General features: G+C 62.8%; 23 protein-coding genes. 9 read left to right on the forward strand and 14 right to left on the reverse strand.

Annotated features, from left to right (window positions below):
- Positions 1-52 precede the first annotated feature (52 nt).
- The 3 genes from glgX to QN222_RS12640 all read left to right on the forward strand — a co-directional run bounded on the left by glgX (position 53) and on the right by QN222_RS12640 (position 3,708).
- Entirely contained in the window at positions 53-2,017 is a 1,965-nt protein-coding gene (gene glgX, locus QN222_RS12630; RefSeq protein ID WP_283961296.1) for a glycogen debranching protein GlgX, read from the forward strand.
- Between the two features lie 142 nt (positions 2,018-2,159).
- Positions 2,160-2,648, forward strand: coding sequence for a MaoC family dehydratase (locus tag QN222_RS12635; RefSeq protein WP_283961295.1), 489 nt, complete (start codon positions 2,160-2,162; stop codon positions 2,646-2,648).
- On the forward strand, positions 2,641-3,708 hold the full coding sequence (locus QN222_RS12640) for a DUF2332 domain-containing protein (RefSeq protein WP_283961294.1): 1,068 nt from the start codon (positions 2,641-2,643) through the stop codon (positions 3,706-3,708). The genes QN222_RS12635 and QN222_RS12640 overlap by 8 nt, the downstream gene beginning before the upstream one ends.
- Positions 3,709-3,723: 15 nt before the next feature.
- Here QN222_RS12640 and QN222_RS12645 read toward each other — a convergent pair whose 3' ends face one another.
- From QN222_RS12645 to QN222_RS12665, 5 genes are all read right to left on the reverse strand, one after another.
- Complete coding sequence (locus QN222_RS12645; RefSeq protein WP_283961293.1) at positions 3,724-4,848, reverse strand: zinc-dependent alcohol dehydrogenase family protein; 1,125 nt, start codon at positions 4,846-4,848, stop codon at positions 3,724-3,726.
- Positions 4,849-5,128: 280 nt separating this feature from the next.
- A complete protein-coding gene (locus tag QN222_RS12650; RefSeq protein ID WP_283961292.1) occupies positions 5,129-5,683 on the reverse strand; it encodes a sarcosine oxidase subunit gamma in 555 nt (184 codons plus the stop codon).
- Entirely contained in the window at positions 5,676-8,669 is a 2,994-nt protein-coding gene (locus tag QN222_RS12655) for a sarcosine oxidase subunit alpha (protein ID WP_283961291.1), read from the reverse strand. The genes QN222_RS12650 and QN222_RS12655 overlap by 8 nt, the downstream gene beginning before the upstream one ends.
- Positions 8,666-9,007: a sarcosine oxidase subunit delta gene (locus QN222_RS12660; protein WP_180939100.1), complete on the reverse strand. Its 342-nt coding sequence runs from the start codon at positions 9,005-9,007 to the stop codon at positions 8,666-8,668. Before QN222_RS12660 ends, QN222_RS12655 begins: the two co-directional genes overlap by 4 nt.
- Before the next feature lie 67 nt (positions 9,008-9,074).
- A complete protein-coding gene (locus tag QN222_RS12665; RefSeq protein WP_284005457.1) occupies positions 9,075-10,328 on the reverse strand; it encodes a sarcosine oxidase subunit beta family protein in 1,254 nt (417 codons plus the stop codon).
- A 345-nt stretch (positions 10,329-10,673) separates the two neighbouring features.
- Between QN222_RS12665 and rpsU the strand changes: the two genes are divergently transcribed.
- From rpsU to QN222_RS12685, 4 genes are all read left to right on the forward strand, one after another.
- Entirely contained in the window at positions 10,674-10,886 is a 213-nt protein-coding gene (rpsU, locus tag QN222_RS12670) for a 30S ribosomal protein S21 (protein ID WP_012709405.1), read from the forward strand.
- A gap of 274 nt (positions 10,887-11,160) precedes the next feature.
- Positions 11,161-12,027, forward strand: a complete 867-nt coding sequence (locus QN222_RS12675; protein ID WP_283961289.1) for a tetratricopeptide repeat protein — start codon at positions 11,161-11,163, stop codon at positions 12,025-12,027.
- A 148-nt stretch (positions 12,028-12,175) separates the two neighbouring features.
- The gene (locus tag QN222_RS12680; RefSeq protein WP_283961288.1) at positions 12,176-12,655 is read left to right on the forward strand and encodes a DUF992 domain-containing protein; all 480 of its coding nucleotides are present in this window, start codon (positions 12,176-12,178) and stop codon (positions 12,653-12,655) included.
- A 214-nt stretch (positions 12,656-12,869) separates the two neighbouring features.
- A complete protein-coding gene (locus QN222_RS12685; protein WP_283961287.1) occupies positions 12,870-14,090 on the forward strand; it encodes an adenylate/guanylate cyclase domain-containing protein in 1,221 nt (406 codons plus the stop codon).
- 2 nt (positions 14,091-14,092) lie between these two features.
- On the opposite strand, the gene QN222_RS12690 is transcribed toward QN222_RS12685, so the two are convergent.
- A complete protein-coding gene (locus QN222_RS12690) occupies positions 14,093-15,001 on the reverse strand; it encodes a LysR family transcriptional regulator (protein WP_283961286.1) in 909 nt (302 codons plus the stop codon).
- A 113-nt stretch (positions 15,002-15,114) separates the two neighbouring features.
- On the opposite strand from QN222_RS12690, the gene QN222_RS12695 reads away from it, so the two are divergent.
- Entirely contained in the window at positions 15,115-15,855 is a 741-nt protein-coding gene (locus tag QN222_RS12695) for an SDR family oxidoreductase (protein WP_283961285.1), read from the forward strand.
- Between the two features lie 154 nt (positions 15,856-16,009).
- Here the strand turns inward: QN222_RS12695 and QN222_RS12700 are convergent, their stop codons facing one another.
- The 6 genes from QN222_RS12700 to QN222_RS12725 all read right to left on the reverse strand — a co-directional run bounded on the left by QN222_RS12700 (position 16,010) and on the right by QN222_RS12725 (position 23,067).
- A complete protein-coding gene (locus QN222_RS12700; protein WP_283961284.1) occupies positions 16,010-17,410 on the reverse strand; it encodes an NAD(P)(+) transhydrogenase (Re/Si-specific) subunit beta in 1,401 nt (466 codons plus the stop codon).
- Positions 17,411-17,419: 9 nt separating this feature from the next.
- On the reverse strand, positions 17,420-17,830 hold the full coding sequence (locus QN222_RS12705; protein ID WP_066878745.1) for an NAD(P) transhydrogenase subunit alpha: 411 nt from the start codon (positions 17,828-17,830) through the stop codon (positions 17,420-17,422).
- Positions 17,830-18,978 carry a Re/Si-specific NAD(P)(+) transhydrogenase subunit alpha gene (locus QN222_RS12710; protein WP_283961283.1) on the reverse strand — a complete coding sequence of 383 codons (1,149 nt, stop codon included), beginning with the start codon at positions 18,976-18,978 and terminating at the stop codon, positions 17,830-17,832. Before QN222_RS12710 ends, QN222_RS12705 begins: the two co-directional genes overlap by 1 nt.
- A gap of 238 nt (positions 18,979-19,216) precedes the next feature.
- On the reverse strand, positions 19,217-19,441 hold the full coding sequence (locus QN222_RS12715; RefSeq protein WP_180939111.1) for an aa3-type cytochrome c oxidase subunit IV: 225 nt from the start codon (positions 19,439-19,441) through the stop codon (positions 19,217-19,219).
- Between the two features lie 324 nt (positions 19,442-19,765).
- Positions 19,766-20,542, reverse strand: a complete 777-nt coding sequence (locus QN222_RS12720; protein ID WP_283961282.1) for a hypothetical protein — start codon at positions 20,540-20,542, stop codon at positions 19,766-19,768.
- A gap of 215 nt (positions 20,543-20,757) precedes the next feature.
- The gene (locus QN222_RS12725) at positions 20,758-23,067 is read right to left on the reverse strand and encodes a bifunctional diguanylate cyclase/phosphodiesterase (RefSeq protein ID WP_284005458.1); all 2,310 of its coding nucleotides are present in this window, start codon (positions 23,065-23,067) and stop codon (positions 20,758-20,760) included.
- A 513-nt stretch (positions 23,068-23,580) separates the two neighbouring features.
- Between QN222_RS12725 and QN222_RS12730 the strand changes: the two genes are divergently transcribed.
- Positions 23,581-24,333 carry a gamma-glutamyl-gamma-aminobutyrate hydrolase family protein gene (locus QN222_RS12730; RefSeq protein WP_283961281.1) on the forward strand — a complete coding sequence of 251 codons (753 nt, stop codon included), beginning with the start codon at positions 23,581-23,583 and terminating at the stop codon, positions 24,331-24,333.
- A 135-nt stretch (positions 24,334-24,468) separates the two neighbouring features.
- Here QN222_RS12730 and QN222_RS12735 read toward each other — a convergent pair whose 3' ends face one another.
- On the reverse strand, positions 24,469-25,446 hold the full coding sequence (locus QN222_RS12735) for a 2-hydroxyacid dehydrogenase (RefSeq protein WP_283961280.1): 978 nt from the start codon (positions 25,444-25,446) through the stop codon (positions 24,469-24,471).
- 23 nt (positions 25,447-25,469) lie between these two features.
- On the reverse strand, positions 25,470-26,492 hold the full coding sequence (locus tag QN222_RS12740; RefSeq protein WP_283961279.1) for a LacI family DNA-binding transcriptional regulator: 1,023 nt from the start codon (positions 26,490-26,492) through the stop codon (positions 25,470-25,472).
- Between the last annotated feature and the right edge of the window lie 57 nt (positions 26,493-26,549).

Genomic DNA, 26,549 nt, shown 5'->3' on the forward strand with positions numbered 1-26,549 from the left:
CGGCCGCAAGCCTGCATCTGATATCAACGACCGGACGAAAGGTGCGCCCTTCATGTCGACCGCCGGAACTTCGCGCCTCGGCGCGACGCTCACGTCAGATGGAACGCGCTTTGCAGTCCGGTCCCGCCATGCTGCCCACATCGAGCTTTGCCTGTTCGACAAGTCCGGCGACAAGGAATTCCGTCGCCTGCCGCTGACACGCGACGGAGACGTGCACAGCCTGACGCTTGCCGATGCGCCTGTCGGCACCCGCTATGGCTTGCGGGCCGACGGCATCTACTCGCCCGACCATGGGCTCTGGTTCGATCCTTCGAAGCTTCTGGTCGATCCCTACGCGATTGAGCTCGATCGTCCCTTTCGCCATGATCCGCGCCTGACGATCTTCGGCGAGGAGACCGCCGATCTGGTGCCGAAAGCGATTGTCACCGATACAAAGGCGGTGAACCCGAGCCCGCCGCTGTTTGAGTCGGGCGGATTGATCTACGAGGTGGCCGTCAAACCCTTCACCATTCTGCATCCCGATATTCCCGAGAAGAGACGCGGCACAGTCGCCGCCCTGGCGGAACCGGTGATCATCGACCACCTGAAGCGCCTTGGTGTCTCGGCGATCGAACTGATGCCGATCGTCGCCTGGATCGATGAACGGCACCTGCCGCCGCTCGGCCTTCACAACGGCTGGGGTTACAATCCGATCGCCCCGATGGCGCTCGATCCGCGGCTCGTGCCCGGCGGCATCGAGGAACTGCGCAACACTGTCGAGACGCTGCACAAGGCCGGCATCGGTGTCATCCTCGATCTCGTCTTCAACCATTCCGGGGAGAGCGATCGTCTCGGCACGACGCTTTCGATGCGCGGGCTCGACAATCTCACCTATTACCGCCACGTGACCGACCGGCCCGGAGAACTCATCAACGATACCGGCTGTGGCAATACGATCGCCTGCGACCATCCGATGGTACGGGACCTGATCCTCGACAGCCTGCGCCATTTCGTGCTTGCCGCCGGCGTCGACGGCTTCCGCTTCGACCTCGCCTCGATCCTCGGACGTGACATGAGCGGCTTCCACCGCGACGCCGCTCTCTTTGCAGCCATCGCCGCGGATCCCTTGCTCGGCGATCGCATTCTCATCGCCGAACCGTGGGATACCGGTCCCGGCGGCTACCAGCTCGGCAATTTCCCCGAACCCTTCCTCGAATGGAACGACCGCGCGCGGGATGACATTCGCCACTACTGGCGCGGCGACCGGCATGCGATCGGCGCGCTCGCGACCGCACTTGCCGGTTCCTCCGATACTTTCTCGCGGTGGGGCGAGACGGCGACCCGCAGCGTCAACTTCATCGCCGCCCATGATGGCTTCACGCTGACAGATCTCGCCTCTTATGCGCGCAAGCACAACGAGGCGAACGGGGAAGACAATCGCGACGGCCATGACGAGAACTATTCGTGGAACAATGGCGCCGAAGGCCCCATTGACGATCCGGAGATCCAGGCTGCGCGACAAGCGGACGCCAAAGCGCTGGTCGGCACGCTTTTCGCTTCGCGCGGCACGATCATGCTGACCGCCGGCGATGAAGGCGGGCGCAGCCAGGGCGGCAACAACAACGCCTATGCCCAGGACAACGCCGTGACCTGGCTCGATTGGGCGAAACTCGATCCGAAGCTCGTCGACCACACGGCCGCGCTCTCAGCGATGCGACGGCGTTTCGATGTCTTCGCTGAGACAGGCTTCTTCACCGGCAAGGGCGATGTCGCCTGGCTGCGTCTCGACGGCGATCCATTGACGGTCGAGGATTGGGAGCACCCGGCGACCGACAACCTCGTCATGCTGCTTGCGACCGGGGACCGGGAGCAGCGACGGGCGACACGGCTCGCCGTGGTCGTGAACCGCGGTCATGCACCGCATCCCCTCCAGCTTCCCGCGAGCCTCGAAGGCGAGTGGCGCGACGCCCTTTCCGGGATGGCGGCACCCTCATTCGTTTCCCCCCGCTCTGTCACGTTCTTCGTCGAGGTTGTCTGAGTTTTTACGACTACTTGCTATGGTTGCTTCTGCCAGCCTATAGATCGGTTGGGAGGCCCGTGGAGCGGATGAGGAAAAGTGTGAGCGGTCTTTTTCCGTCCGCATTCCGTTCTAGTTCTTTAAAGGCGATCAGGACAATCAAATGCCGCAGGAAATTTCACTTTCAGAGATCAAGGGTCTGATCGGCAAGGAGCTCGGCGTCTCCGACTGGATCACCGTGACGCAGAAGACCATAGACAGTTTCGCCGAGGCGACGGGCGACTTCCAGTTCATTCACACCGATCCGGTGCGCGCGGCAGCCGAAACGCCCTTCGGAGGTACGATCGCCCATGGCTTCCTGTCGCTCTCGCTGCTTTCGGCGATGAACTACAATTGCCTGCCGAAGATCCGCGAACAGACGATGGGCATCAACTACGGGTTCGAGAAGGTGCGCTTCGTGGCACCGGTGAAGAGCGGCGCACGCGTGCGCGGCCGCTTCACCATGGCAGACGCCCGCTTCCGCGGCGCCGGCATGCTGATGATCACCTATGACGCCACAGTCGAAATCGAGGGCGAAAGAAAACCGGCGCTGACGGCGACATGGCAGACGATCATCCAGTTCGACCCGAAGGACCGACCGGCGGATGCCTGAGCAAGCGGAAACCGAGGAGCGGGTCCGTCGAGCCTTTCGCGGCCAAGCGAAGTCTTGCGAAGAACTCGGCTCTCCTTTCATGGCCCGGCTTTGCCGGCTGGTGGCCGAGCGCCTCGATGGTGAAAGTGCAGTCGGCGCCCGCGTCATCGGCTGGGAAGGCAATCCGCGGCCCGAGGCGGACTCCGTACCGCTGCGGCTGTTCGGCGCGCTGCATGCCCTTGTGCTGCTGGATCGCGACCAGACGTTGATTGCATCTTATCCACCGAACATAACCGACGACAAGACGCTCTGGGCCGCGTGCGAAGGGGCTTTTCGGAAGCATGCCGATTTCATCCTCGACCGGCTGTCTTCCGCACCGCAGACGAATGAGGTGCGCCGCTCAGGTGTACTGCTTGCCGGCTTTCTCACGGTTGCACGCGCCTTCGGGAAACCACTTGTCCTGTCGGAAATTGGTGCGAGTGGGGGGTTGAACCTCCACTGGGACCGCTACGGCTACGAGCTTTCCGGCAGCCAGTGGGGCGATATGGGATCCGGTGTAATCGTCTCGCCTGACTGGTCGGGCGCGGTGTCGCCCAGTGGGTCGGTCGATATCGTCGGACGGGCAGGATGCGACATCAACCCGCTTGATCCGGTGAGCGAGGGGGACCGGCTACGCTTGCTCTCCTACATCTGGGCCGATCAGCCGGAGCGGCTCGAGCGGACTCGAAATGCGCTGGCGATCGCGGCTGCCAAGGGCAACCTTGTCGAGCGCGCGGACGCTGTGGACTGGCTGAAACAGCGCCTCGCCCATCCCTTCCCCGGCGCAGTCCACGTCGTTTATCACTCGGTCGCCTGGCAATATCTGCCTGAATCCGCCCAGCAAGAGGGCGTTGCACTGATCAATGCTGCCGGCGCCGCGGCAACGGCAGATGCACCGCTTGCCTGGCTGCAGATGGAAGCGGATGGCTTGAGACCCGGGGCTGCGCTGACGCTTCAGACTTGGCCCGGCGGCAAGGGGCATCTGATCGGTCGGGCGGATTTCCACGGTCGATGGATAGACTGGATCGGCTTACCGAAATGATTGCCGGAACCGCCATCAGAACGTGATCACATGGCGGATGACCCGCCCCTGATCGAGAAGATCGAAAGCCTCGTTGATCTCTTCGAGTGGGCCTGTGCTCGATAGCAGCCGGTCGACCGGCAGCCTGCCGCGCTGGTAAAGGGCGATGAATCGCGGGACATCGCGGCTCGGCACGCAGCTTCCCATGTAGCTGCCGCGAACCGTGCGTTCCTCGGCAACGAGGCTGACTGCAGGGATGGCGATCTGGCTCGATGGGTGGGCAAGTCCTGCCGAGGCGGTCAAGCCGCCGCGCCGGGTGATCCGGTAGGCAAGCTCGAAGGCTTTCACCGAACCGGCCGCCTCCACGGCATGATCGACGCCGCCGCGCGTCGTCTCACGGATCTTTCCGGCGGCATCCGGATCGCCGGCCAGGAACGCGTCGGTCGCGCCGAGCTGGAGCGCCAGCTTCAGCTTTTCCTCGGCAAGATCGACCGCGACGACACGCTCGGCGCCGGCGGCGATCGCGCCCAGAACCGCCGCTAATCCGACGCCACCAAGGCCGACAATGGCAACGGACTGGCCCGGCCTGACCTGGCAGGTGTTGACGACTGCACCGACACCGGTCAGCACCGCGCAGCCGAACAGGGCCGCTTCGACCATCGGCAGGTCCGCCTCGATCCTGACGGCCGAGTGGCGCGAGACGACGGCGTAGTCGGCAAAGGCGGAAACGCCGAGATGGTGGTGTACGGGGACCGCATCGCAGCGCAGACGGCGCTCGCCTGAAAGCAGCGTCCCCTTGCCGTTTGCCTCGGCACCGGGGATGCAGAGCGCCGGCCTGCCTTCCGCGCAGGGCAGACAATGCCCGCAGCTCGGCATGAAGCTCATCACCACCCGATCACCAGGCGCGATGTCGCGCACGCTGCTGCCGACCGCCTCCACGGTGCCGGCCGCCTCGTGACCAAGCGCCATCGGCACCGGACGTGGCCGATCGCCATTGATGACGGAGAGATCGGAGTGACAGAGACCGGCTGCACCGATTCTGACCAGAAGCTCGTCCGGTCCCGGCGGGTCGAGGTCGATGGTCTCGATCGAAAGAGGCCGGGTGTTGGCATAGGGCCTCTCGACCGGTGATTTCCTCAGCACCGCCACGCGTGTCTTCACGCTCACTCCTCCGCCTCAAGCTCATGATTCTCGGTTGTCTCGACGCAAAAGTTAGCGTGATCGGTTCTCATGAGTCGAGACGCTGTTGGAGTGAATTGCCCCTCACCCTAGCCTCTCCCCGCATGCGGGGAGAGGGGACATGGGCAGCGCGGCATATCCCTTCTCCCCGTCACAACGGGGAGAAGGTGCCGGCAGGCGGATGAGGGTCAAGACTCGCTCGCCTATAGAAGAAAAGCGGCGGATCGCTCCGCCGCCTCCAAATTCGAAATGCCGGCACTCTTCAGTGCCCCGCGTCTTCCGCTCCCTCCGACAGAAGGCCGAAGACAAAGGGCGAAAACGACCGCCAGCATTCGACGCGGAACGTGTCCTCGGCCGTGCGGAGGAGTACGACTTCCGCCTTGCCGAGAACCGTCCGCGAACAAGCGCCGACCGGGAAGATCGCGAGCGAAAGATCCTGCGGGCAACCGCTGTTGATCGCCACCGCGGCACCCGGGCCGCTGACGATAACGGCCGTGTTGCGATGGGAAATGTCGACCGCCGAATGCATGACGCCACTGGAGGCGGCGGCGGCCATCAAATCCGTGCCGTCTTCGTCGATCACCAGCCATTCGTCCGGACCGACCCAGAGCGCGTGGCGCTTTCCGGTCGAAGCGGACGTCTTCGGCCGCACCGGCAGGGTGACCCCCAGCGCAGCGGACAGTGCCGAAACCGCGTCCGGTGCCGCGCGCAGCGATATCCGTGAGGCGGGCGCCGCGGGCGTCAGGATCGCCGCCGGCGAGCCGCCACGCAGGCCGGCGAGCGGAGCTTTGCGGATTGCAGTTGCCTGGTCAGCCATGGAGGCGACCTCCTTCCTTGTCAAAGAACACCATGTCGCTCACCTCGACGGCGATCGTTCGGTCGGCCATCGGGATGTAAAGTGTCTGCCCGAGGCGCTCGGGTCCGCCGGCGACCACCGCCAGCGCGATCGATCGGCCGCAATTTTCCGACCAGTAAGACGAGGTGACATGGCCGAGCATGGTCATCGGCTTCGGTTCGTTCGGATTGGCAACGATCTGTGCGCCTTCCTCGAGAACCACCTTCGGATCCTTGGTGAGGAGACCGACGAGCTGCTTGCGACCGTCCTTGACGAGGTCCGGGCGCTTCAGCCCGCGAATGCCGACGAAATCCGGCTTCTTCTTCGACACCGCCCAGGAAAGGCCGGCATCGTCCGGTGTGAGGGTCCCGTCGGTATCCTGACCGACGATGATGTAACCCTTCTCGGCGCGCAGCACGTGCATGGTTTCGGTGCCGTAGGCGCAGGCGCCCATCGGTTCAGCCCGGGCCCAGATCGCTTCCCATACGGCCTGGCCGTAGTCCGCCGGAACGTTGACTTCGAACCCGAGTTCGCCGGTGAAGGACATGCGGAAGAGCCGCGTCGGCACGCCACAGATCCGCCCTTCGGCGACGCTCATATGCGGGAAGGCCTCGTTCGAAAGATCGATGCCTTCAACGAGCGGCGCGATGATCTCGCGCGCCTTCGGGCCTTGCACCGCAATGACCGCCCACTGCTCGGTGGTCGAGGTGAGCCACACCTTCAGATGCGGGAACTCCGTCTGCAGGTAGTCTTCCATGTGGTTCATGACGCGCGGCGCACCGCCGGTCGTCGTCGTCACGTGGAAGCGGTCTTCAGCGAGCCGGCCGACGACGCCGTCGTCATAGACGAAGCCATCGTCGCGCAGCATGATGCCGTAGCGGCAGCGGCCGGGCTTCAGGTTATCCCAGGCGTTGGTGTACATCAGATTGAGGAACTTGGCCGCATCGGGGCCGACGACCTCGATCTTGCCGAGCGTCGACGCATCGAAGACGCCGGCCGCTTCGCGGACGGTCTTGCATTCGCGCGCAACCGCATCGTGCATGCTCTCGCCGGCCTTCGGATAGAACCAGGCGCGCTTCCAGTTGCCGACATCCTCGAATTCGGCGCCTTGCGCCTCTTCCCAGGCATGCATCGGCGTCTTGCGGGCCGGATCGAAGAGGCTCCCGCGAGAATGGTTGACGATCGCGCCGAAAGTCACCGGCGTGTAGGGCTGGCGGAAAGTCGTCAGCCCCACCTCGGGGATCCCCTTGCCGAGCGCCTCGGCGGCGATCGCGAGCCCGTGCATGTTGGAGAGCTTGCCCTGGTCGGACGCCATGCCGTTGGTGGTGAAGCGCTTGATATGCTCGACCGAGTGCATGCCCTCGCGCACCGCAAGGCGAATGTCCTTGGCGCAGACGTCGTGCTGGAAGTCGATGAAGGCCTTGACAGTCGTGTCCGGCCCCGCCCCTTCCGCTGCGCCGATCATGCCGCCCGTCCAGGCGAAGGCGTTCTCGCCGGAAATCGCGAGCTGCGATCCGTTTTCAGCACCCGCAGCGCGCGCGGCCAGTTCACCGGCGGCAAGCGCCTCGTCGATCGTCGACTGGAGATCGTCGGTGCCGTTGCAGGCACCAATCGAGAGGCAATCCTGCGCATAGGTACCCGGCAGGAAGCGCTCCGTTTCGGCGTCGAACTTCACCTTGCCGCGCGATTGCGAGAAGAGGTGCACCGACGGCGTCCAGCCGGCAGAGACGAGCAGCGCATCGACCGCGATCTTGCGCGCCGCACCGCCACCCCTTCGGGAAACGCTGATCGAGGAGATCCTGAGCTTGCCCGTGGTGTTGACGACCGAATGACCGGTCAGCACCTCGATGCCGAGGCGGCGCGCTTCCGCCAGCACGGCCTCGCCGGGCTTCTCGCGGCTGTCGACGATCGCCGGGACGGCGACGCCCGCGTTCCTGAGATCAAAGGCGGCCTCGTAGGCGGAATCATGTGCCGTGTAGATGCCGACCCTGGTGCCGATGGCGACGCCGAAGTGGTTGAGATAGGCGCGACCCGCCGACGCCAGCATGATGCCCGGCCGGTCGTTGTTGGCGAAGACCATGTGACGCTCGATCGCACCGTTGGCGAGAATGACCTTCTTCGCCCGCACCTGCCACAGCCGCTCGCGCGGCAATGCCCTGTCCGGCGCGGACAGGTGATCGGTTACCCGTTCGACGAGACCGACGAAATTATGGTTGTAGTAGCCGAACGCGGTCGTGCGCGTCAGCACGGTGACATTGTCCCGGTCCGCGAGCGCCTTGCCGGTCGCCTGCGCCCACTCGTAACCGGGTTTGCCGTCGATGACCGTGCCGCTGTCGTAGTGGAGCGCACCGCCCACTTCCGACTGCTCGTCGCACAGGATGACCTTGGCGCGGGCCTGCGCCGCCGCAAGCGCCGCCGAAAGACCGGCAGCGCCCGCGCCGATCACCAGCACGTCGCAATGCACGTACCGGCTCGCATAGTGATCCGGATCGGCCTCCGTCGGCGCAACGCCGAGACCGGCTGCGCGGCGGATGAAGGGCTCGTAGAGCGCGTGCCATGCCGCCTTCGGCCACATGAAGGTCTTGTAGTAGAAGCCGGCAGCGAAGAAGGGCGAGAGCAGGTCGTTGAACCCGCCGACATCGAAGGCGAGCGACGGCCAGCGGTTCTGCGACGAGACCTTCATCCCGTCGAAGACCTCCTGCACCGTGGCGCGCACGTTCGGCTGCCTGCGTGCCGCGTCGCGCGATACGTCGAGCAGCGCGTTCGGTTCCTCAGCCCCGGCGGAAAGAATGCCGCGCGGACGGTGGTACTTGAACGACCGGCCGACAAGATGGATGCCGTGGGCGAGCAGGGCCGAGGCAACCGTATCACCCTCGAGCGCGGTCAGCGTCCGTCCATCGAAGGTGAACCTGGCAGTGCGGGCGGGCGTCAGGCGGCCCGCACCCGAAATGCGATTGGCTCCACTCATTGCGCTGCTCCTTCCAGGGGCTCGTAGGTCTCGACCGTCGCGCTCGTCTTGGGCTTGGCATCGAGGTCGGGCTTCGGCTCGCCGGCCTTGTAGGTGGTAAGGAACCGGTCGCTCACCGTGTCACGGGCCGCATTGAAGAAACGACCGCAGCCATGGATGTGCCGCCATCTTTCGAAGATCACGCCTTTCGGATTGTCGCGCAGGAAGAAATAGGCTTCGAACTCTTCGTCGCTGATCTCGGCGATGTTGGTCGGACGGGCGATATGGGCATCGCCGGCATTGCGGAATTCGAGCTCGGAGCGCTCTTCTTCGCAATAGGGGCAGTAAATCAGAAGCATCTGGAATGTCCTCGCATTAGAGCGCCGCGCGTTCCGTCGAACGCGCAAAGGTCGCTCCACCTTCCTTCTAGTGCGCAACGGCGGCGGCGGCCGCCTCGTCGATGAGCCGCCCGGTGCGGAAACGCTCGAGCGTCAGGCCGGCAGCGAGCCTGTGCGGTTCGCCGCGTGCGATGAGATGGGCGAAGAGGTTGGCCGAGCCCGGCGTCGCCTTGAAGCCGCCCGTTCCCCAACCGGCATTGAGGTAGAGACCCGGCACCGGCGTGACGCCCTGGATCGGCGAACGGTCCTGCGTCACATCGACGATACCGCCCCATTGCCGCATCATCTTGACGCGGCGGAACATCGGGAAGAGTTCGCAGATCGCATCGAGCGTATGGGTGATGATCTGCAGGCCGCCGGTCTGCGAATAGGAATTGTACTGGTCGGTGCCGGCGCCGATGACGAACTCGCCCTTGTCCGACTGCGAGATATAGGCGTGCACCGAATTCGACATCACGACGCAGGGGAAGATCGGCTTCAGAGGCTCGGAGACGAGCGCCTGCAGCGGCTGGCTCTGCAGCGGCACGCGCACGTCGGCCATCTGCATCAGTACCGACGTGTGGCCCGCTGCAGAAATGCCGACTTTCTTCGCGCCGATAAAGCCGCGATTGGTATCGACGCCAATCACACGGCCGGTCGCATCGCGGCGAATCCCGGTCACTTCGCAGTTCTGGATGATGTGAACGCCGCGGTCGGAAGCCCCGCGCGCATAGCCCCAGGCGACCGCGTCATGGCGGGCCGTGCCGCCGCGCCGCTGCAGCGCAGCGCCGTTGATCGGATAGCGAGCGGTCTTCGAAATATCGAGCGGAGGACAATAGGCTTTGGCCTGCTCCGGCGTCAGCCACTCGTTGTCGATGCCGTAGAGCCGGTTGGCATTGATGTGCCTCTTGAAGGACTGCTGGTCATGGATGTTGTGCGACAGCATCATGACGCCGCGCGGCGAATACATGACGTTGTAGTTGAGGTCCTGCGACAGGTTCTCCCAGAGCTTCAGCGAATGCTCGTAGATGTCCATGCTCTCTTCATAGAGGTAGTTGGACCGGATGATCGTCGTGTTGCGGCCGGTATTGCCGCCACCGATCCAACCCTTTTCGAGCACCGCGACATTGGTGATGCCATGCTCCTTGGCGAGGTAATAGGCAGCACCCAGGCCATGCCCGCCCCCACCGATGATGATGACGTCATATTCCTTGCGCGGCTCCGGCGAGGTCCAATGCGGCCCCCAGCCCTTGTGGCCGCGCAGCGCCTCGCGCGCCACGGCAAAAACAGAATATTTGCGCATCCGCCTGCTACTCCATGAACCCCGAGAAAACGTATCGTTGGCGTTAGAAATCGCAAATCTGAGAGCCATGCAACGTTTCTTTTGCGACGCGATTCGGCGAACTTGGGCGGAGTTGCGACATCGTGTAAACACCCCGCGGAGGGCAAAGTTCAGGCCCGCCATGCCCAGCGGAAGCCGCGCTCGTGCATTTTTCCGGTCCACTCGCACTGTCGTCGCTGGACTTTCCCGGCACGATCTGGTATCCGCTCCTCTAATCGTAGAGCTTCCAGCTCAGCGAACACATATTCTTTGCCTCACATACCTGACGGTGAGGCTGACAACTCGAAACAAAGGAACGGGATTCACGTGCAGGTACTTGTCCGCGATAACAATGTCGACCAGGCGCTCCGCGCTCTCAAGAAGAAGATGCAGCGCGAAGGCATTTTCCGCGAAATGAAGATGCGTGACTTCTACGAAAAGCCGTCCCAGAAGCGTGCGCGCGAAAAGGCTGAGGCCGTCCGCCGCGTTCGCAAGCTGGCTCGCAAGCGCGCACAGCGTGAAGGCCTTCTGGCTCGCTGATTTGTCGTTTTTTCGACGCTTTCCAATGTAAGTCGTGGCGGGGGCGAGGTATCGCCACCGCCTTTTTAGTATGGACACCATGTCCGTCGGCAAGCTAGCGTGACGTGTCAGCTTGCGACGGTCAGCCGCCCGGACGGGATAAGCCGGTCGGATCGCCGGAGGATCTGATGAACCCCTGGCTGGAGCCCCGCGCATTCGCCGGTCTCCGTGAACGGAAAGCCGACGGCTTTCGGGATCTTGTCGCATTGAGGGATCGACTTTGACATTTGCTGCCATGACTGCGGACGTCTCCGCCATTAACGAGGCGCACCGCCGCCACCAGCGCAGGCCGAAGCTTGCTGCCATGCTCATCCTCGGCTCCACCCTGCTTCTTGCAGGCTGCCAGACCGACAACTCCGAATCGATGATCCGCGTCGAGCGGGCGCAGGGCTCGGAGGAAAACATCGCCTCGCTTTCGAACGTCATCGCCTCCAATCCGAGCGACCCCGAAGGATACAATGTACGCGGCTCGGCCTATGGCCGCGCCGGCGAGTTCCGCCGCGCGCTCGCCGATTTCGACAAGGCGATCGAGCTCAATCCGCGCTTCTACCAGGCCTTTGCCAACCGCGCGCTCGTCCAGCGCAACATGGGCAACCAGCAGGCGGCGGTCTCCGACTACAATACCGCGCTGCAGCTTAACCCGAACTACGATGTCGCCTATATCGGCCGCGGCAATCTATACCGGCAGGCCGGCCAGCTCGACGCCGCCTTCAACGACTTCAACAAGGCGATCCAGCTCGACACGACCGACCCCCGCGCCTACCACAATCGCGGCTTGATCTATCAGGCGCGCAACCAGCACGGGCAGGCGATCGAGGATTTCTCGACGGCGATTTCGCTCTCGCCGAGCTCGCCGGAACCCTATAACGGCCGCGGCATTTCCTATGTCGCGCAGGGCGACGACGACAATGCCTTTTCCGATTTCAACACCGCCATCAACCTGAACGGCAAAGTGGCGGAGTCCTGGGCAAATCAGGCTCTGATCTACGAGCGGCGCGGGGACAAGGCAAAGGCGTCGAAGTCCTATTCGCATGCGCTTTCGCTCGATCCCAAATACGAGCCGGCCCGGGCGGGTCTTGCCCGTGTGAAATCGATGACCTGATCGGAATTTCCTGATCTTTCGACGCCCGCGACAATCTCGCGGGCGTTTTTTTTGCGCGCGCTTGGGTACGGCGGCACATAACCCGCCGGTGGAACCTTCACGGTCTCGAAGCCGTTTGACCAATGGCTTCAATAACGGAGACTGAGCCATGATCAAGCAAACCTTCATCGCAGCGGCCGCCCTTGCTGCCCTTTCGGGCGCTGCACCCGCTGCTGCGCAAAGCTATGTCACGCTCGGCCGCCTTACCTGCGGCTCGGAAGGCGGCACAGGTCTCATCATCACTTCGACGAAGAACCTGATGTGCACCTACACGCCGGCCAATGGCGCACCGACGGCCGTCTATGCGGGCATGATCAGGAAGTTCGGCCTTGACGTCGGCACGACCGGCAAGAGCGTGATGGTTTGGGATGTGCTGGCCAAGACCGGCACGCCGATAACCGCACACGCCCTCGCCGGCGAGTATTACGGCCTCGGGGCCGATGCGAGCTTTGCGGTCGGCGGCGGTGCCAAGGTGATCGCCGGCGGCACCAACAAGGCCTTCATGCTGCAGCCGGTGAATGTCCAGGTCCAGGAAGGACTGAACATTGCCGTCGGCGTCGACCAATTGATACTGGCGCCCGCAGGCTGATCACCACGCTGGAAAAACCGCGATATGGCGGAAAAGACGTTCGGGGCCCCGGTCGAGACCGGGGCCTTTGTCGTTCCGCACATTCGTGCTCGCAAGCCGATCGGTCAGAGTGCACTGCAACTGGTCGAATGACCAAATCTCGAATAGTTTATGGCATCGGCCATTTGCCCACGGGTGGCAGTAAGAAGCAGATGTCATCTCGACAGGAAGAATGATGAACGACCAGCAGATCCGCGAACTGGTGCAGTGGACATCCGAGCAGGGTATCCGGGGGAGCGAGGAACCTGAGTTGCTCGCCGGCTTCTGCGAAAGGTGCCAACAGGCCGGACTTCCGATCAAGCGCGCGCTCGGCCTGATCGACACGCTTCATCCTGAAATCGAGGGCCGATCCTTCACCTGGGACAGCGAAAGCGGGGACGCCCCGGAGGTCACTCCCTATGGATCGACCGCCACCGGCGAGATGCAGGCGAGCTGGCACCGCTCGATCTTTTATCACATGCTCGTGGAGCACCAGGCCGAGCGGCGCATCCGGCTCGCTGCTGAAACGTCCGTTCCCTATAATTTCCTCGATACGCTGAAGGCGGACGGCTACACGGATTGCATCAGCATGATCCATTATTTTACCGACCAGGGCCGCGTCGGCGAGATGGACTGTTTTTATTCCTATTGGACGACGAAGAAGGCGGACGGCTTCAGCGAGGATGAGGTCGACGCGTTGAGAGTGCTGCTGCCGACGCTCGCGCTCGCCGTCAAGGCAGCCTCGTGCGTGCGCATCATCAGCACGCTTGCGGATGTCTATCTCGGTCACGACGCCGGCCAGCGGGTCGTCAAGGGCAGCATCGAGCGCGGTGCCGCCGAGAAAATCGAGACCGTCATGTGGTTTTCCGACCTGCGCAACTATACGCGGATATCCGAAACGGTCGCGCCGGAGGAGGTTATTCCGCTTCTCAACGACTATGCCGGTACCGTGATCACCGCCATACACGATCATGGCGGCAGCGTCCTGAAGCTGATCGGCGACGGCGTTCTGGCGATCTTCAACGCCGGCGACCGGGCCAGCGCCTGTGCCTCGGCCGTCGCCGCCGAGCGGCAGTTGCGGCTGATGCTGAACGAGTTGAACGCAAAGCGGCTCGAGGACGGAAAACCGACAACCGACGTCTACCTGGGCCTCCACATCGGCGAAGTCTTTTACGGCAATATCGGCAGCCAGAACCGGCTCGACTTCACGGTCGTTGGTCCGGCGGTCAACGAGGTGAGCCGGATCTCTTCGATGTGCCGGTCGGTCGAACGGCATGTCATTATGTCCTCGGAATTTGTCGAGGCCTGTCCGCCCATCCTGCGCGCCGATGCCGTTTCGCTCGGCCGCTTCGCGTTGCGCGGCATCGCCCGGGCAAAGGAGCTGTTCACCTGGGACCCGGAGATTTCCGGCACCTGATGCTACGGTGTCGGATCGGCGGAACGCTTCTCGGCGAACACCTTGACCAGCCAATCGATGAACACGCGCACGCGCGGAGAAAGCTGACGGCTACGCGGATAAAACAGCGAGACGGGCGTCGGCGTCGGCCGGCAATGCCTCAGCACCTCGACGAGCGCGCCGTTCTGCAGATCGCCCTCCACGTGGTAGCGGGGCACCTGAATGAGGCCGAGCCCCAACCGTGCCGCTGCCACGAAGCTTTCCGCCGCATTGACGGCGATGGTGGCCGGAAGCGTGGCCGTGCGAACGTCCCCCTCCTCGACGAACTCGAGCGGCAACAGGTTGCCTGTCGCCGACGAGCGAAACCCGATCATCCTGTGTCCATCGAGCTCGTCGAACGCCTTGGGCACCCCGAACCGGGCGATGTAGCCAGGCGATGCACAGGTGATCTCATCGAGCATTGCGACCCGACGCCCGATCATGTCGCTGGTTTGCGGCTCGCCGACACGCAACACGCAATCGATGCCTTCGCGGACCAGATCCACCAGCCGATCCCCCTCGCTCATGTAGAGTTCGATGTCCGGATAGGTTTCGAGAAAGGCGGGCAGACTCGGCAGAACGAAGTGCCGTGCCAGCGTGCCATGAACATCGACCCTGAGAAGCCCCTTCGGCTTCGCTCCGGCAAACGCCCCCTCGGCGTCCTCGATATCGTCCACAATGGTGATGCAGCGCTGATAGTACGCTTCGCCGTCGAGCGTCGGGCTCACATGCCGCGTCGTGCGCTGCAGGAGCCGTACGCCAAGCCGCGCTTCGAGCTGCTTGACCGCATCGGTGACGGTCGAGCGCGGCAGACCGAGATCTTCCGAAGCAAGCGTGAAGCTCCTCCGCTCAACGACGCGGGAAAAGACCCGCATGGCGTCCAATCTGTCCATTGTTCGACAAGTCCGGATAGTGTTGACGGATAACGCGTGATTATCCGCAATAGAAACCGAGGCATCTTCTCTCTGTCAACGGCGCACAGCGGTTCAATCGAAGGAGAAACGAGATGTCTGCAAACACCAACAAGGTCGCAATCGTCACCGGCGCCTCCCGCGGCATCGGCGCCGCCATTGCCGAACGCCTGGCAAAGGACGGGTTTATCGTCGTCATCAACTATTCCGGCGATCCCGAACCCGCCGAGGCGCTGGCGCGCGGGATCGAGCAGAGAGGCGGCAAGGCCCTGACCGCCAGGGCGGATGTCAGCAGCGTCGAAGCCGTCCGCCGGATGTTCGATGCTGCCGAAGCGGCCTTCGGCTGCGTCGATGTGCTCGTCAACAATGCCGGTATTCTCAAAACCATGGCGTTGGCCGACACGACCGACGAGGAATTCGACCGGCACTTTGCCATCAACGTGAAAGGCACGTTCAACACGATGCGCGAGGCCGCAAGGCGGATGCGGGATGGCGGTCGGATCGTCAACTTTTCATCGACGACACTGGCGCTGAACATGCCGGGCTATGCCGCCTACAACGGCACCAAGGCCGCGGTCGAAGCCTTTACGCCTGTCTTCGCCAAGGAGCTGCGCGGCCGCAACATTACCGTCAACGCCGTGGCCCCCGGCCCGATCGCGACCGATCTTTTCCTTGCCGGCAAGAGCGACGAATTGATCGCACAGTTCACCAAGATGCCGCCGCTCGAACGGCTCGGCCAGCCGGAAGACATCGCCAATGTCGTCGCTTTCCTCGTCGGCCCCGATGCCGGCTGGATCAATGGCCAGATCCTGCGCGCAAACGGTGGCATCGCCTGACCGGTCGTCCTACTGAAGCCGTACGCCATCGGCTGACGTTCAGGAGCTCGCGCTCGAATAGCAGGCGATTTCCGGTCCGGGATGGGCTTCGGGATGGACATATGCAAAATGCCCGCCTCTCGGCGGGCATTTTCGTCTGAATGGTACGGATCCGTCAGTGGTTGATCGCCTTGACGATTTCCTCGGTGACCTTCTTGGCGTCGCCGAGCAGCATCATCGTGCCGTCCTTGTAGAACAGCGTGTTGTCGATGCCGGCATAGCCCGAGCCGAGCGAGCGCTTGACGAACAGGCAGGTCTTGGCCTTGTCGACGTCGAGGATCGGCATGCCGTAGATCGGCGAGGTCTTGTCGTCGCGCGCCGCCGGGTTGGTGACGTCGTTGGCGCCGATGACATAGGCGACGTCGGCCTGGGCGAATTCCGAGTTGATGTCTTCCAGTTCGAACACCTCGTCATAGGGCACGTTCGCCTCGGCGAGCAGCACGTTCATGTGCCCCGGCATGCGGCCGGCCACCGGATGGATCGCGTATTTGACCTCGACGCCATTCTCCTTGAGCTTGTCGGCAAGCTCGCGGAGCGCGTGCTGCGCCTGCGCCACCGCCATGCCGTAGCCCGGCACGATGATCACCTTCGAAGCGTTCTGCATCAGGAAGGCGGCATCGTCGGCCGAGCCCTGCTTGACCGTCCGCTGGATGCCGTCGTCGCCGCCGGCAGCCGCAGTTTCGCCGCCGAAGCCGCCGAGGATCACCGAGACGAACGACCGGTTCATGCCCTTGCACATGATGTAGGAGAGGATCGCACCGGACGAGCCGACCAGCGCGCCGGTGATGATCAGCGCCAGGTTGCCGAGCGTGAAGCCGATGCCGGCGGCCGCCCAGCCGGAATAGGAGTTGAGCATCGACACGACGACCGGCATGTCGGCGCCGCCGATCGGGATGATGATCAATACGCCGAAGACGAGCGACAAGAGAACGATCGCCCAGAAGTCGAAATGGCTTTCGGTCAGCGCCAGCCCGACGATGAAGAAGACGACGAGCGCGACCAGCGCGAGGTTGATCAGATGGCGGTAGGGCAAGAGGATCGGCTTGCCGGACATGCGACCATCGAGCTTCAGGAAGGCGATGACGGAGCCGGTGAAGGTGATCGCACCGATCGCGACGCCGAGCGCCATCTCGACGAGCGCCTGGGCGTGGATCGCGCCGATTTCGCCGATGCCGTAGGAGGACGGCGCATAAAGCGCGCCGGCGGCGACCAGCACCGCGGCAAGACCGACCAGCGAATGGAAGCCGGCGACGAGCTGCGGCATCGCCGTCATCGGGATGCGCTTGGCGATAAAGGCGCCGGCGCCCCCGCCGAGCGCAAGCCCGAGCACGATCAGCAGGAAGCCGCCGATCGAAGGCATGGCTAGGAAAAGCGTCGTGGCGATGGCGATGCCCATGCCGATCATGCCATAGGCATTGCCCTTGCGGCTGGTGGTCGGATGCGACAGGCCGCGCAGCGCCATGATGAAAAGGACGCCGGAGACGAGGTAGAGGAAGGCTGCGAAATTAGCGTTCATCGGCCCGCCTCACTTGTCTTTTTTCTTGTACATGGCGAGCATGCGCTGGGTCACCAGGAAGCCGCCGAAGATGTTGACCGAGGCCAGCACCAGCGCCACGAAGCCGAAGCCGGTGGCAAGCCCCGAGGCCGAAATGCCGACCGCCAGCAGCGCACCGACGACGATCACCGACGAGATCGCATTGGTCACCGCCATCAGCGGCGTGTGCAAGGCCGGCGTCACCGACCAGACGACGTAGTAGCCGACGAAGATCGCCAGCACGAAGATTGCCAGGCGGAAGACGAAAGGATCGATCGCACCGCCGGTCGCACCGTGCGCCACTGCGCCGGCGGCATCCGGCACGTATTCGGCCGCGGTCCTGACCGCTTCGACCGCCCGATCGAGATCGGCCAATGCCTTGTCGAGAAGTTCATTCGCCATTACTTGTCCCCCTCTTTCGCGCCGCCGAAGGCCGGATGCACCACGGCGCCGCCGTGGGTCAGCGCCGTCGCCTTGACGAGCTCGTCCTCCATGTTGAGCGCCAGTGCCTTGGTCTCCTTCGAGACCATCGTCTCGAGGAAGGTGACGAGGTTCTTGGCATAAAGCAGCGAGGCGGAAGCGGCGATACGGCCCGGCACGTTCAGGTGACCGACGACCTTGATGCCTCCGACCTCCACGACCTTTCCGGCTTCCGCTCCCTCGACATTGCCGCCGCGCTCGACGGCGAGGTCGACGACGACCGAGCCGGGCTTCATGGAATCAAGCATCGCGCGGGTCACGAGCCGTGGCGCCGGGCGGCCCGGGATCAGCGCCGTGGTGATGACGATGTCCTGCTTGGCGATATGGTCGGCGACGAGCGCCGCCTGCTTGACCTGGTAGTCCTTCGACATTTCCTTGGCGTAGCCGCCGGCGGTCTCGGCCGCCTTGAACTCCTCGTCCTCGACGGCGATGAACTTGGCGCCGAGCGAGGCGACCTGCTCCTTGGCCGCGGGGCGGACGTCGGTGGCCGACACGACCGCGCCGAGGCGCCGCGCGGTGGCGATCGCCTGCAGCCCGGCGACACCTGCGCCCATGACGAAAACCTTCGCCGCCGGCACCGTGCCCGCCGCCGTCATCATCATCGGCAGTGCCCGGTCGTATTCGCCGGCCGCATCGACGACCGCCTGATAGCCGGCAAGGTTAGCCTGGGAAGAAAGCACGTCCATCGACTGCGCCCGGGTGATGCGGGGCATCAGTTCCATCGCAAAGGCAGTGAGCCCTGCTCCCGCCATCGCCGCAATCGCTGCCTCGTTGCCATAGGGATCCATGATCGCGATGACGATCGCGCCGGACTTGTAGCCGGCAAGCTCGGCGTCGGTCGGTCGCCGCACCTTGAGCACCACGTCGGCGCTCTTGGCATCTGCCGACGAACCGATGCGCGCGCCAACCTTCTCGTATTCGGCATCGAGGATGCGCGACCTGAGGCCCGCGCCTGCCTCGACGACCACGTCGAAGCCCAGCGACTTCAGTTTCTTGACGCTTTCGACCGAACCCGCGACGCGCCCTTCGTGCGCATCCGTTTCCTTCGCGATGAAGACAATCTCGCTCACAAGTCCCCTCCCGACTCGCAGTCGAGCCGAAGCCGGGCCGCGAGCATCTTGTTCGACTGCTGGAGCGCCCCCATAAGGCGGCGGCATCCGTGGTGACAGGCACTCTTCCGTCGAAGGCAGGCGCTGCCCGCCGTCGAAAATGCTCCTCACGCGGTGAGGTAAAGCCGGATTACGTCCGACGGCCGAAGGCGGGGCACCCTCCTGCCCCGCGTCCGGCAAGAAATGTCAGAGAAACCGGTTAGCGAAGAAGGAGGAAACCGGCCACGTTGAGGATGATCAGCAGCACGAGCGAGCTGAAGAAGCCCATTGTCGTGAAGAAGGCTGCAGCCATCGCAATCAGCATCGTGGCACAAAACAGCGTGCCGAATTTCGTCGCGTTCAGGAAGAGGTTGTAGGTCTTCTCATGCTCGGAATAGTCCATCGGAGCGCCCGTCTCGACCGGTCCCGAATGATGCTCTGCCATCTTCCAATTCTCCCAGAATGCTGCGGCGCGGCCAGTGGCCACATCCGCCTTTCAACCTTGATCCACGAACGGAGCCGCCTGCCAAGCGGGTGAAGCAGACAGTCCTTTAGCTCCGCATACACAATGCGCAAGCCATGCGCAACGAAAACCCGCCCACAAGGACTGCGGCATAAACGATATCCTGTTTGCGCTCTTCCGTTGGCTACGGCCGACGTACCTACGGCGCCGCGCGTTTGATCAGACGCGCAAAAGGACGCTGTAGCACTTTGAGTTACTGCGTGTTTTTGTCCTTAAATCGATACGATTTAAGGAAACATGCAATAATCAGCCGCTTGCGAATGCACGGGCGTAAGCGCGGCCGTAGCTGCCTTGCGCAATTCGCGCGGTGGGCAGGATCGTCAGCGGCGCGAACGGCACTTCGTTACGGTCCGCAAACATCATCCGGCGCTCGAACGGTTCGGAGTCGAAAATCGGATAACGATCGAGAATCGAGGGACGCTGTCCGCGAACGCGCGCGACCAGGAGGGCACCGTCGGCATTGTAGATGCCGAGGTTTTCCCGGCACGCCACGACCGTCTCCGAAGCGAAGATCCGCTTGTAGAAAGCCGTATGGCGCGGTCGGCAAGCCGTCAGGCAACGGTCGGCGGAGAAATATTCACAAGCCATCGCAACCGGCCTGAGCGTCAGATAGGGCAGCGCCCGCATCTCGTCACCGAGCACCTCGGGATCCACGGCGAGCCTGCCCGGATCGATCAACACCATGCCCGCGTCCAGGAAGGTATCGATCTCCGGACCGAAGATAATTCCGGACGTGCTTGCCCGGTGGTCCGGCGTCACATGGTGTACACGCACCGTACTGACCAGGTTCTCATCGAGATAGATGCCGAACACATAGGCATGACTATCGAAGTCAAGGTCGTCTATCAGCGTTGATCCCGTCAGCTCCATCAGGTTGACGGCCTTGTAGGCCTTGTACCTGAGCCGCGCGATGTCTTCCATGTCCTCGCCGGTTTCGACGCGCCTGTATTCGACGCGGTCGAGCAGCTGCATCAGCTTCTCGGAAAAAATTCCAGGCTCCGCCTGGCGCCCATCAGCACCCATCAATCGCCCCCATAGTTAACAAAGGGTTAACCTATTGACGGCTGAGGAGCTGGCAACAACAAAATGATACAGGCTGCACTTAACCTTTTGTTAACCTTAACAAATGGTTAAATTCCATGGTGAATCGTGGGGGCGAAGGCCGCAAATGTTGTTGGGAGCCCGATGCGGGGCAGATGGCGGAGCAGACCCGCGCCTTGAAACGAAGCGATGGGACGTCAGGCGATGCGCTGGCTGGACGACTTCGTGGTTCGTTTGCGTACACCTTGCTTGCACAAGGCGTCGATCGCGGAGGCCGGCATCGGCGCTGCGAACACAAAGCCCTGTATCAGGTCGGCGCATTTGAATTCGTTGATCAGCTGGAGCTGGTCCGCAGTCTCTACCCCTTCGACCACCGTCTTCAGGCCAAGGGCGCGCGCGAGGTTGACGGTGCCCCGCAAGAGCTTGAAGCGCCGTGCGTCTTCGCGAATGTTGCGGACGAAAGACCGGTCGATCTTGATGATGCCGGCAGGCAGCGTATCGAGATAGCTGAGGCTCGAATAACCGGTGCCGAAATCGTCGATGGCGATGGTTATGCCCCGCTCGTGCAGCTCGCTGAGTATGCCCTGGACCTTGGCCGGCTCGTCCATCAGGCAGCTTTCCGTCACCTCGAGGTGCAGTCGCGCCGGATCAAGTCCCGTTTCCTTGAGCGCCTCGGCGACCATCGCGACGATCTCGTCGCCCTTGAGATCGAGGACCGAGAGATTGACCGACACCGACACGTCCGCCGGCCAGTTCGTGCAGTCCCTGCATGCCTGGCCTAGAACAAAGCGCGTGATGTCGGTGACGACTCCCATCTCTTCGGCAAGCTGGATGAACACATTCGGGGGGACGGGCCCACGCTCCGGATGTGTCCAGCGCGCCAGCGCCTCGCAGCATTCGATCCGCGATCCATCCGGCGTGAACATCGGCTGGTAGGACAGGCTCAGGCTATTTGCGTTGAGCGCCTCGCGCAGATCGCTCTTCAGCTTCTGGCGATCGAGATAGCGGGCGTCCATCTCGGCTTCGAAGGCGGTGCAGCCACTCTTGTTCCTTGCCTTGGTTTCCGAGAGCGCCAGATCCGCCTTGATCTGCAATTCTTCGAACCGGAAATCACCACTCTGCTCAATGACGAAGCCGGCGCTCATGGTCATGGCAAAGGTGAAGCCGCCAGCCACATAAACGCCGCGCAGACCGGCATGCACGGCCCGGATCCGCTCCTCCAGATCGGCGACATCTGCCTTGTTGGGAAAGAAGACCACGAACTCGTCACCCATCAGGCGAGCGGCGATCGCATCGTCGCCGGTGAGGCCCTTGAGGCGTTCGGCGATCGCCTGAAGCAATTTGTCGCCGACGACATGCCCTCGCGTATCGTTGACATGCTTGAATTCCGCCACATCGACGAGGAGAAGGCCTATGTCGCGCCCGTGCCCGCCATTGGCAGCCATCGCATTGTGGGCAAGTTCAGAAAAATAGTCTCGGCTCGGCAGCCCCGTCAGCGTATCGAAGCGCACCATCTGCAGGACCTGCTTCTCCGCCTGCACACGCGCCGTCACGTCTTCGAAGATCAATACGATCTCGCCGTTCTCGCGGCGATTTGCCGAGAACTCGAGGAAGAGGTCTTGCGAGGTGGAGATCAGCGCGCGAGAGCGCTTTCCCTCGATCAGAAGGTCAAGCTGTCGCGCGATCTTCTCCTTGCTGTCCGCGCCAAGCGCCATGCGGTCGGCGGCGCGCTGCAGCACTTCGTCGAGCAGGCGATCCTTGAGATCGGCCTTGTCGCCGAGACTGAGGAGCTCGCAGGCGCGTTCATTCGCGACCACGATACGGTTGTGGCCGTCGAGCATGAAAAGCCCATGCGTCATATTGTTGAGTGCCGCGTCGAATTGCCCGGCAATGGTCGAGATTTCCCGCGCCGCGAGGACATTCTCATAGAGGAAGGAGCGCACATTGTTTGCCATCGTCCAGGTGGTCAGGATGAACGGCAGTATCAGCACCGCCAGGACGAGCATGTAGGGATCCCGCAAGGTCAAGAGACCGATCACGATCGGCAGGCACGCCGACGATGACAGCAAGAGGACCGCCCGTTCGGAACCATAGTTCCGGCCCACCAACGAAATCATCGATGCCAGCGTCACCGAAATGCACGCCAGTTCCGCGAAGGAATCCTGACTGACGACGATGGCATATCCGCAGGCAATGCCGCAGGTCAGCGTCACGCTGACGCCACCGACGATATACCGGTTCTCCCATTTTCTGACCATGGCGTTGTCGGCGCGGGAAAAATCCTGTCGGTCGAACCGGGCCATGTCGAGGTTGCGGAGCGCCCAAACGACGACGATGGTCGCGGCGCAGATCAGGTAGAAGGGATCGGAGGTCTTGACGAAGACAAGCAGGAAGGTCACGACGTGCGACAGCATGCCGATTACCAACGTCCGGCGATGTTCATAGAGCGAACTCACAGACGACAGGTAGACATCTGTCGGAAGAGCGCCCCGTTCATTGGGCATCATGAACCAAGCTCCGGGTTTGCCGGATTGTTAGGGTCGAGGACTTAACGAAAGATTTCGTCTAACCCCCCGAAAGATCTGCCGAATTGCAGGATAGCAGCAAAACGGCACTGGGCTACACGCACCGATTCAACCCAATATTGCAGAAGACTGGTAATAATAGCGGCTTTCTACAACCACGCATAGGTATTTGCGACTTGCACACTTCTTCAACTGACGCGGGCGCCAGCCCCGTTTTCCCGATGAGATGGTTACCCGACCTTGAAGAAATGCCCTTAATTCCTCCCGCGTTCTTATCCTACAGCGCCGCGCGTCTTATCAGACGCGCAAAGGTCGTTGTAGCATTTTGAATTGCTGCATGTCTTTGTCCTTAAATCGAAGTCGATTTAAGGAGACATGCAGTAGCCTGCCAGAAAAGCCCAGTCACCGGTGGCGGATCGTCGAGAGCGATTCTCGATAGTTGACTTTAAACGGGATCTGACTGCAAGGCTTTCCGAACAGAAACGGAGTTTGATGATGTCGAGGCCTGTCGTTGCGATTCCCTGCGACTTCCGCGAATTCGACGGCAATGTCTGGCACGTTGCCGCCCATCAATATGTGCGCGCGGCCGTCGAGGGCTCCGGCGTCATGCCGTTCCTCATTCCGGCGCTCGAAACCGGCAATGACATCGACGAGATCCTCGACCGTGTGGATGGCGTTCTCGCGAGCGGGGCGCGCTCCAATGTCCACCCTGCGCTTTACGGAAGGCAAGCGACGGATGCGGACGGTCCGTTCGATCCGGGCCGCGACGCCACCAGCCTGCCGCTGATCCGCCGTGCGCTTGATCGCGGCATTCCGCTGCTCGCGATCTGCCGAGGCATACAGGAGCTCAACGTTGCGCTCGGCGGTACGCTCGCGACCGAAATTCAGGACCAGCCCGGCATCTGGGATCATCGCAAGCCCGATGTTCCCGAACTCGACATTGCCTATGGCATTCGCCAGGACGTGATCGTCAAGGAAGGAAGCTGCCTGGCGCCCGTTCTCGGCGCCGGCCGTATCAGGGTCAATTCGCTGCACCGGCAGGCAATCGCCGCAACCGCGCCGCGCCTCGCCATCGAAGCGGTTGCCGATGACGGCACGATCGAGGCGGTGTCGGTCATCGGCGCCAAAGCCTTTGCCGTCGGCGTGCAATGGCACCCGGAATACTGGGTGAAAACCGACACGCCTTCGGCCTCACTTTTCAGGGCCTTCGGCGACGCGGTGCGTGCCTATAGAGAGGCAAAGGCCTGATCTCGTCTTCCGGGTCATTTCATCGTTTCATTGAAACAGTGAAATGACCTGAGCGCGTCGCGTTTAAAACCGCTGCACACTTTTGGGCCACATGCATTAATTCGTTGAGCCCAAGCAGTTCCGGACGGAAGACCGTTACACGCTTTTCCTGGAATTGCGCCGGAAGGGCGTTTCAACGACCGGAGTAAGGGCCTCTCCCGTCGAAAACCAGGCCTTCAGATTGTCGACGACGAGATCGGACATCGCGTTGCGGGTCGCCACCGAAGCGGAAGCCACATGCGGCAGAAGTGATACGTTCGCAAGCGTGAGCAATGCCTCCGGCACATGCGGCTCATTCTCGAAAACATCGAGCCCCGCCCCGGCGATAACGCCATTCTGAAGGGCGGCAACGAGCGCCGCCTCGTCCACCGTCGAGCCGCGGCCGACGTTGATCAACACACCGCGAGGGCCGAGCGCGGCCAGAATGTCGGCGTTGACGGCCTTCAGTGTGCTCGGCGTGCCGGGCACGATCACGATCATCGTGTCGACGGCTTCGGCAAGGCCCTTGAGGCTCGAATGATAGGCATAGGCAAGCCCCTCGCGTGGCGTGCGTGTGTGGTAGGCGATTGGAACAGCGAAAGCCTCCAGTCTCCTGGCGATTGCAAGACCGATCCGCCCCAGGCCGAAAAGCCCGACCTTGCGCCCCCTGAGCGAGAGAGGCGAGAGAGGAAACGCCCCTTCCCGCACCCAGCGCCCCTGCCGCAGCCATTGCTCGGCCTGAGGTAGGCGCCGCAGCGTATTGAGGAGCAGGCCGATCGCAGTGTCCGCAACTTCCTCCGTCAGGACATCGGGCGTATTGGTGACGGCAATCCCTCGCGCTGCCGCGCGGGCAACATCGACACCGTCATAGCCAACGCCGAAATTACCGATGATCTCGAGGTGGGGTAACGCGTCCATCAGGTCCACCGGCAGGCGGCCGGAAACTGCCACGCCGGCAACGTCTGCCATGTCCGGCGTCACCAGTTCCACATCGGCCCGCTCGATGCGCACGGTCTCGAACATTTCCGGGAGCCGGTCGAGAATGCGCTGGTTGATCTTGCCGGGCACGAGAATTCTGGGGCGGCTCTCGGACATCGTTACTCCTTCGGAAGATGCACTCAGGCGGTGACGCGGAGCGGGCCGGTCGACTGGCGTATGCGCATCTCCGGCTTTATCAGATGGATTCCATCCGGCTCGTGGCTGCCGGAAAGCTTGTCGAGAAGCGCCCGCGCCGCGCTGCGCCCGACGTCGGCCTGGCCGTTCCAGACGGTCGTCAGCGCCGGGGTCGCGATCGACGCCTCCTCAAGATCGTCGTAGCCGGTGACCGAGATGTCAACGCCCGGCACGAGCCCGGCGCGGGCAATGCCGTTCATCATGCCGATTGCCACCAGATCGTTCCAGCAGACGACCGCCGTGGGCTTTTGCGGCAGCGACAAGAGATGCACGGCCGCCTCGAAACCACCCTGCTTGGAGCGCGGTCCGGGAATGCGCAAGTCCGGATCGACCTCGATATTCGCCTTGCGCAGCGCATTCACATAACCCTGGTAGCGATCGCGGCCGGTCGAGGTCTGGTCGGTGCCGCCGACCATTGCGATGCAGCGGTGGCCAAGGCCGATAAGGTGATTGGTTGCAAGCGAAATGCCATAGGCATCGTCGCCGCGGAAAATCGGCACGTCGAGTCCCTCGATCGACCGGGCAATCAGGATTGCCGGCATGCCGTTGTCCTCGGCAAGCTGTATGTCTTCCGGCGGGGTGCCGATCGCCGGCGACATGATCACGCCGTCACCGCCAAGCTGCAGCAGCGTCTCGATGAAATCGCGCTGCTTCTCGACGGAATCATAGTGATTGGAGAGGATGAAGGTCTGCTTGTCGCGATCGAGTTCCGCCTCGATCGCCTTGAGGATTTCGCCGTAGAACGGGTTCATGATGTCGTGCACGACGACACCGATGATGCCGGACCGCGATGTCCTCAAGCTCGCGGCGCGGCGATTGTAGATATAGCCGAGCGCGCGTGCCTGTTCCTTGATCTTGTCGCGGGTGACGGTCGCCACCAGCGGGCTGTCTCGCAATGCCAGGGATACTGTCGCCGTCGAAAGGCCGAGTGTTTCCGCGATTGTCGAAAGCTTGACCTTTTGCGCCACTATGTTCCCCCTGATTTCGCCGATCTCGTCAGCCCGTTTTAAATCCTCTTTAAACTG

Origin of the sequence: Sinorhizobium sp. 6-70 (genome assembly GCF_030124375.1) — a bacterium.
Lineage (GTDB): Bacteria > Pseudomonadota > Alphaproteobacteria > Rhizobiales > Rhizobiaceae > Sinorhizobium.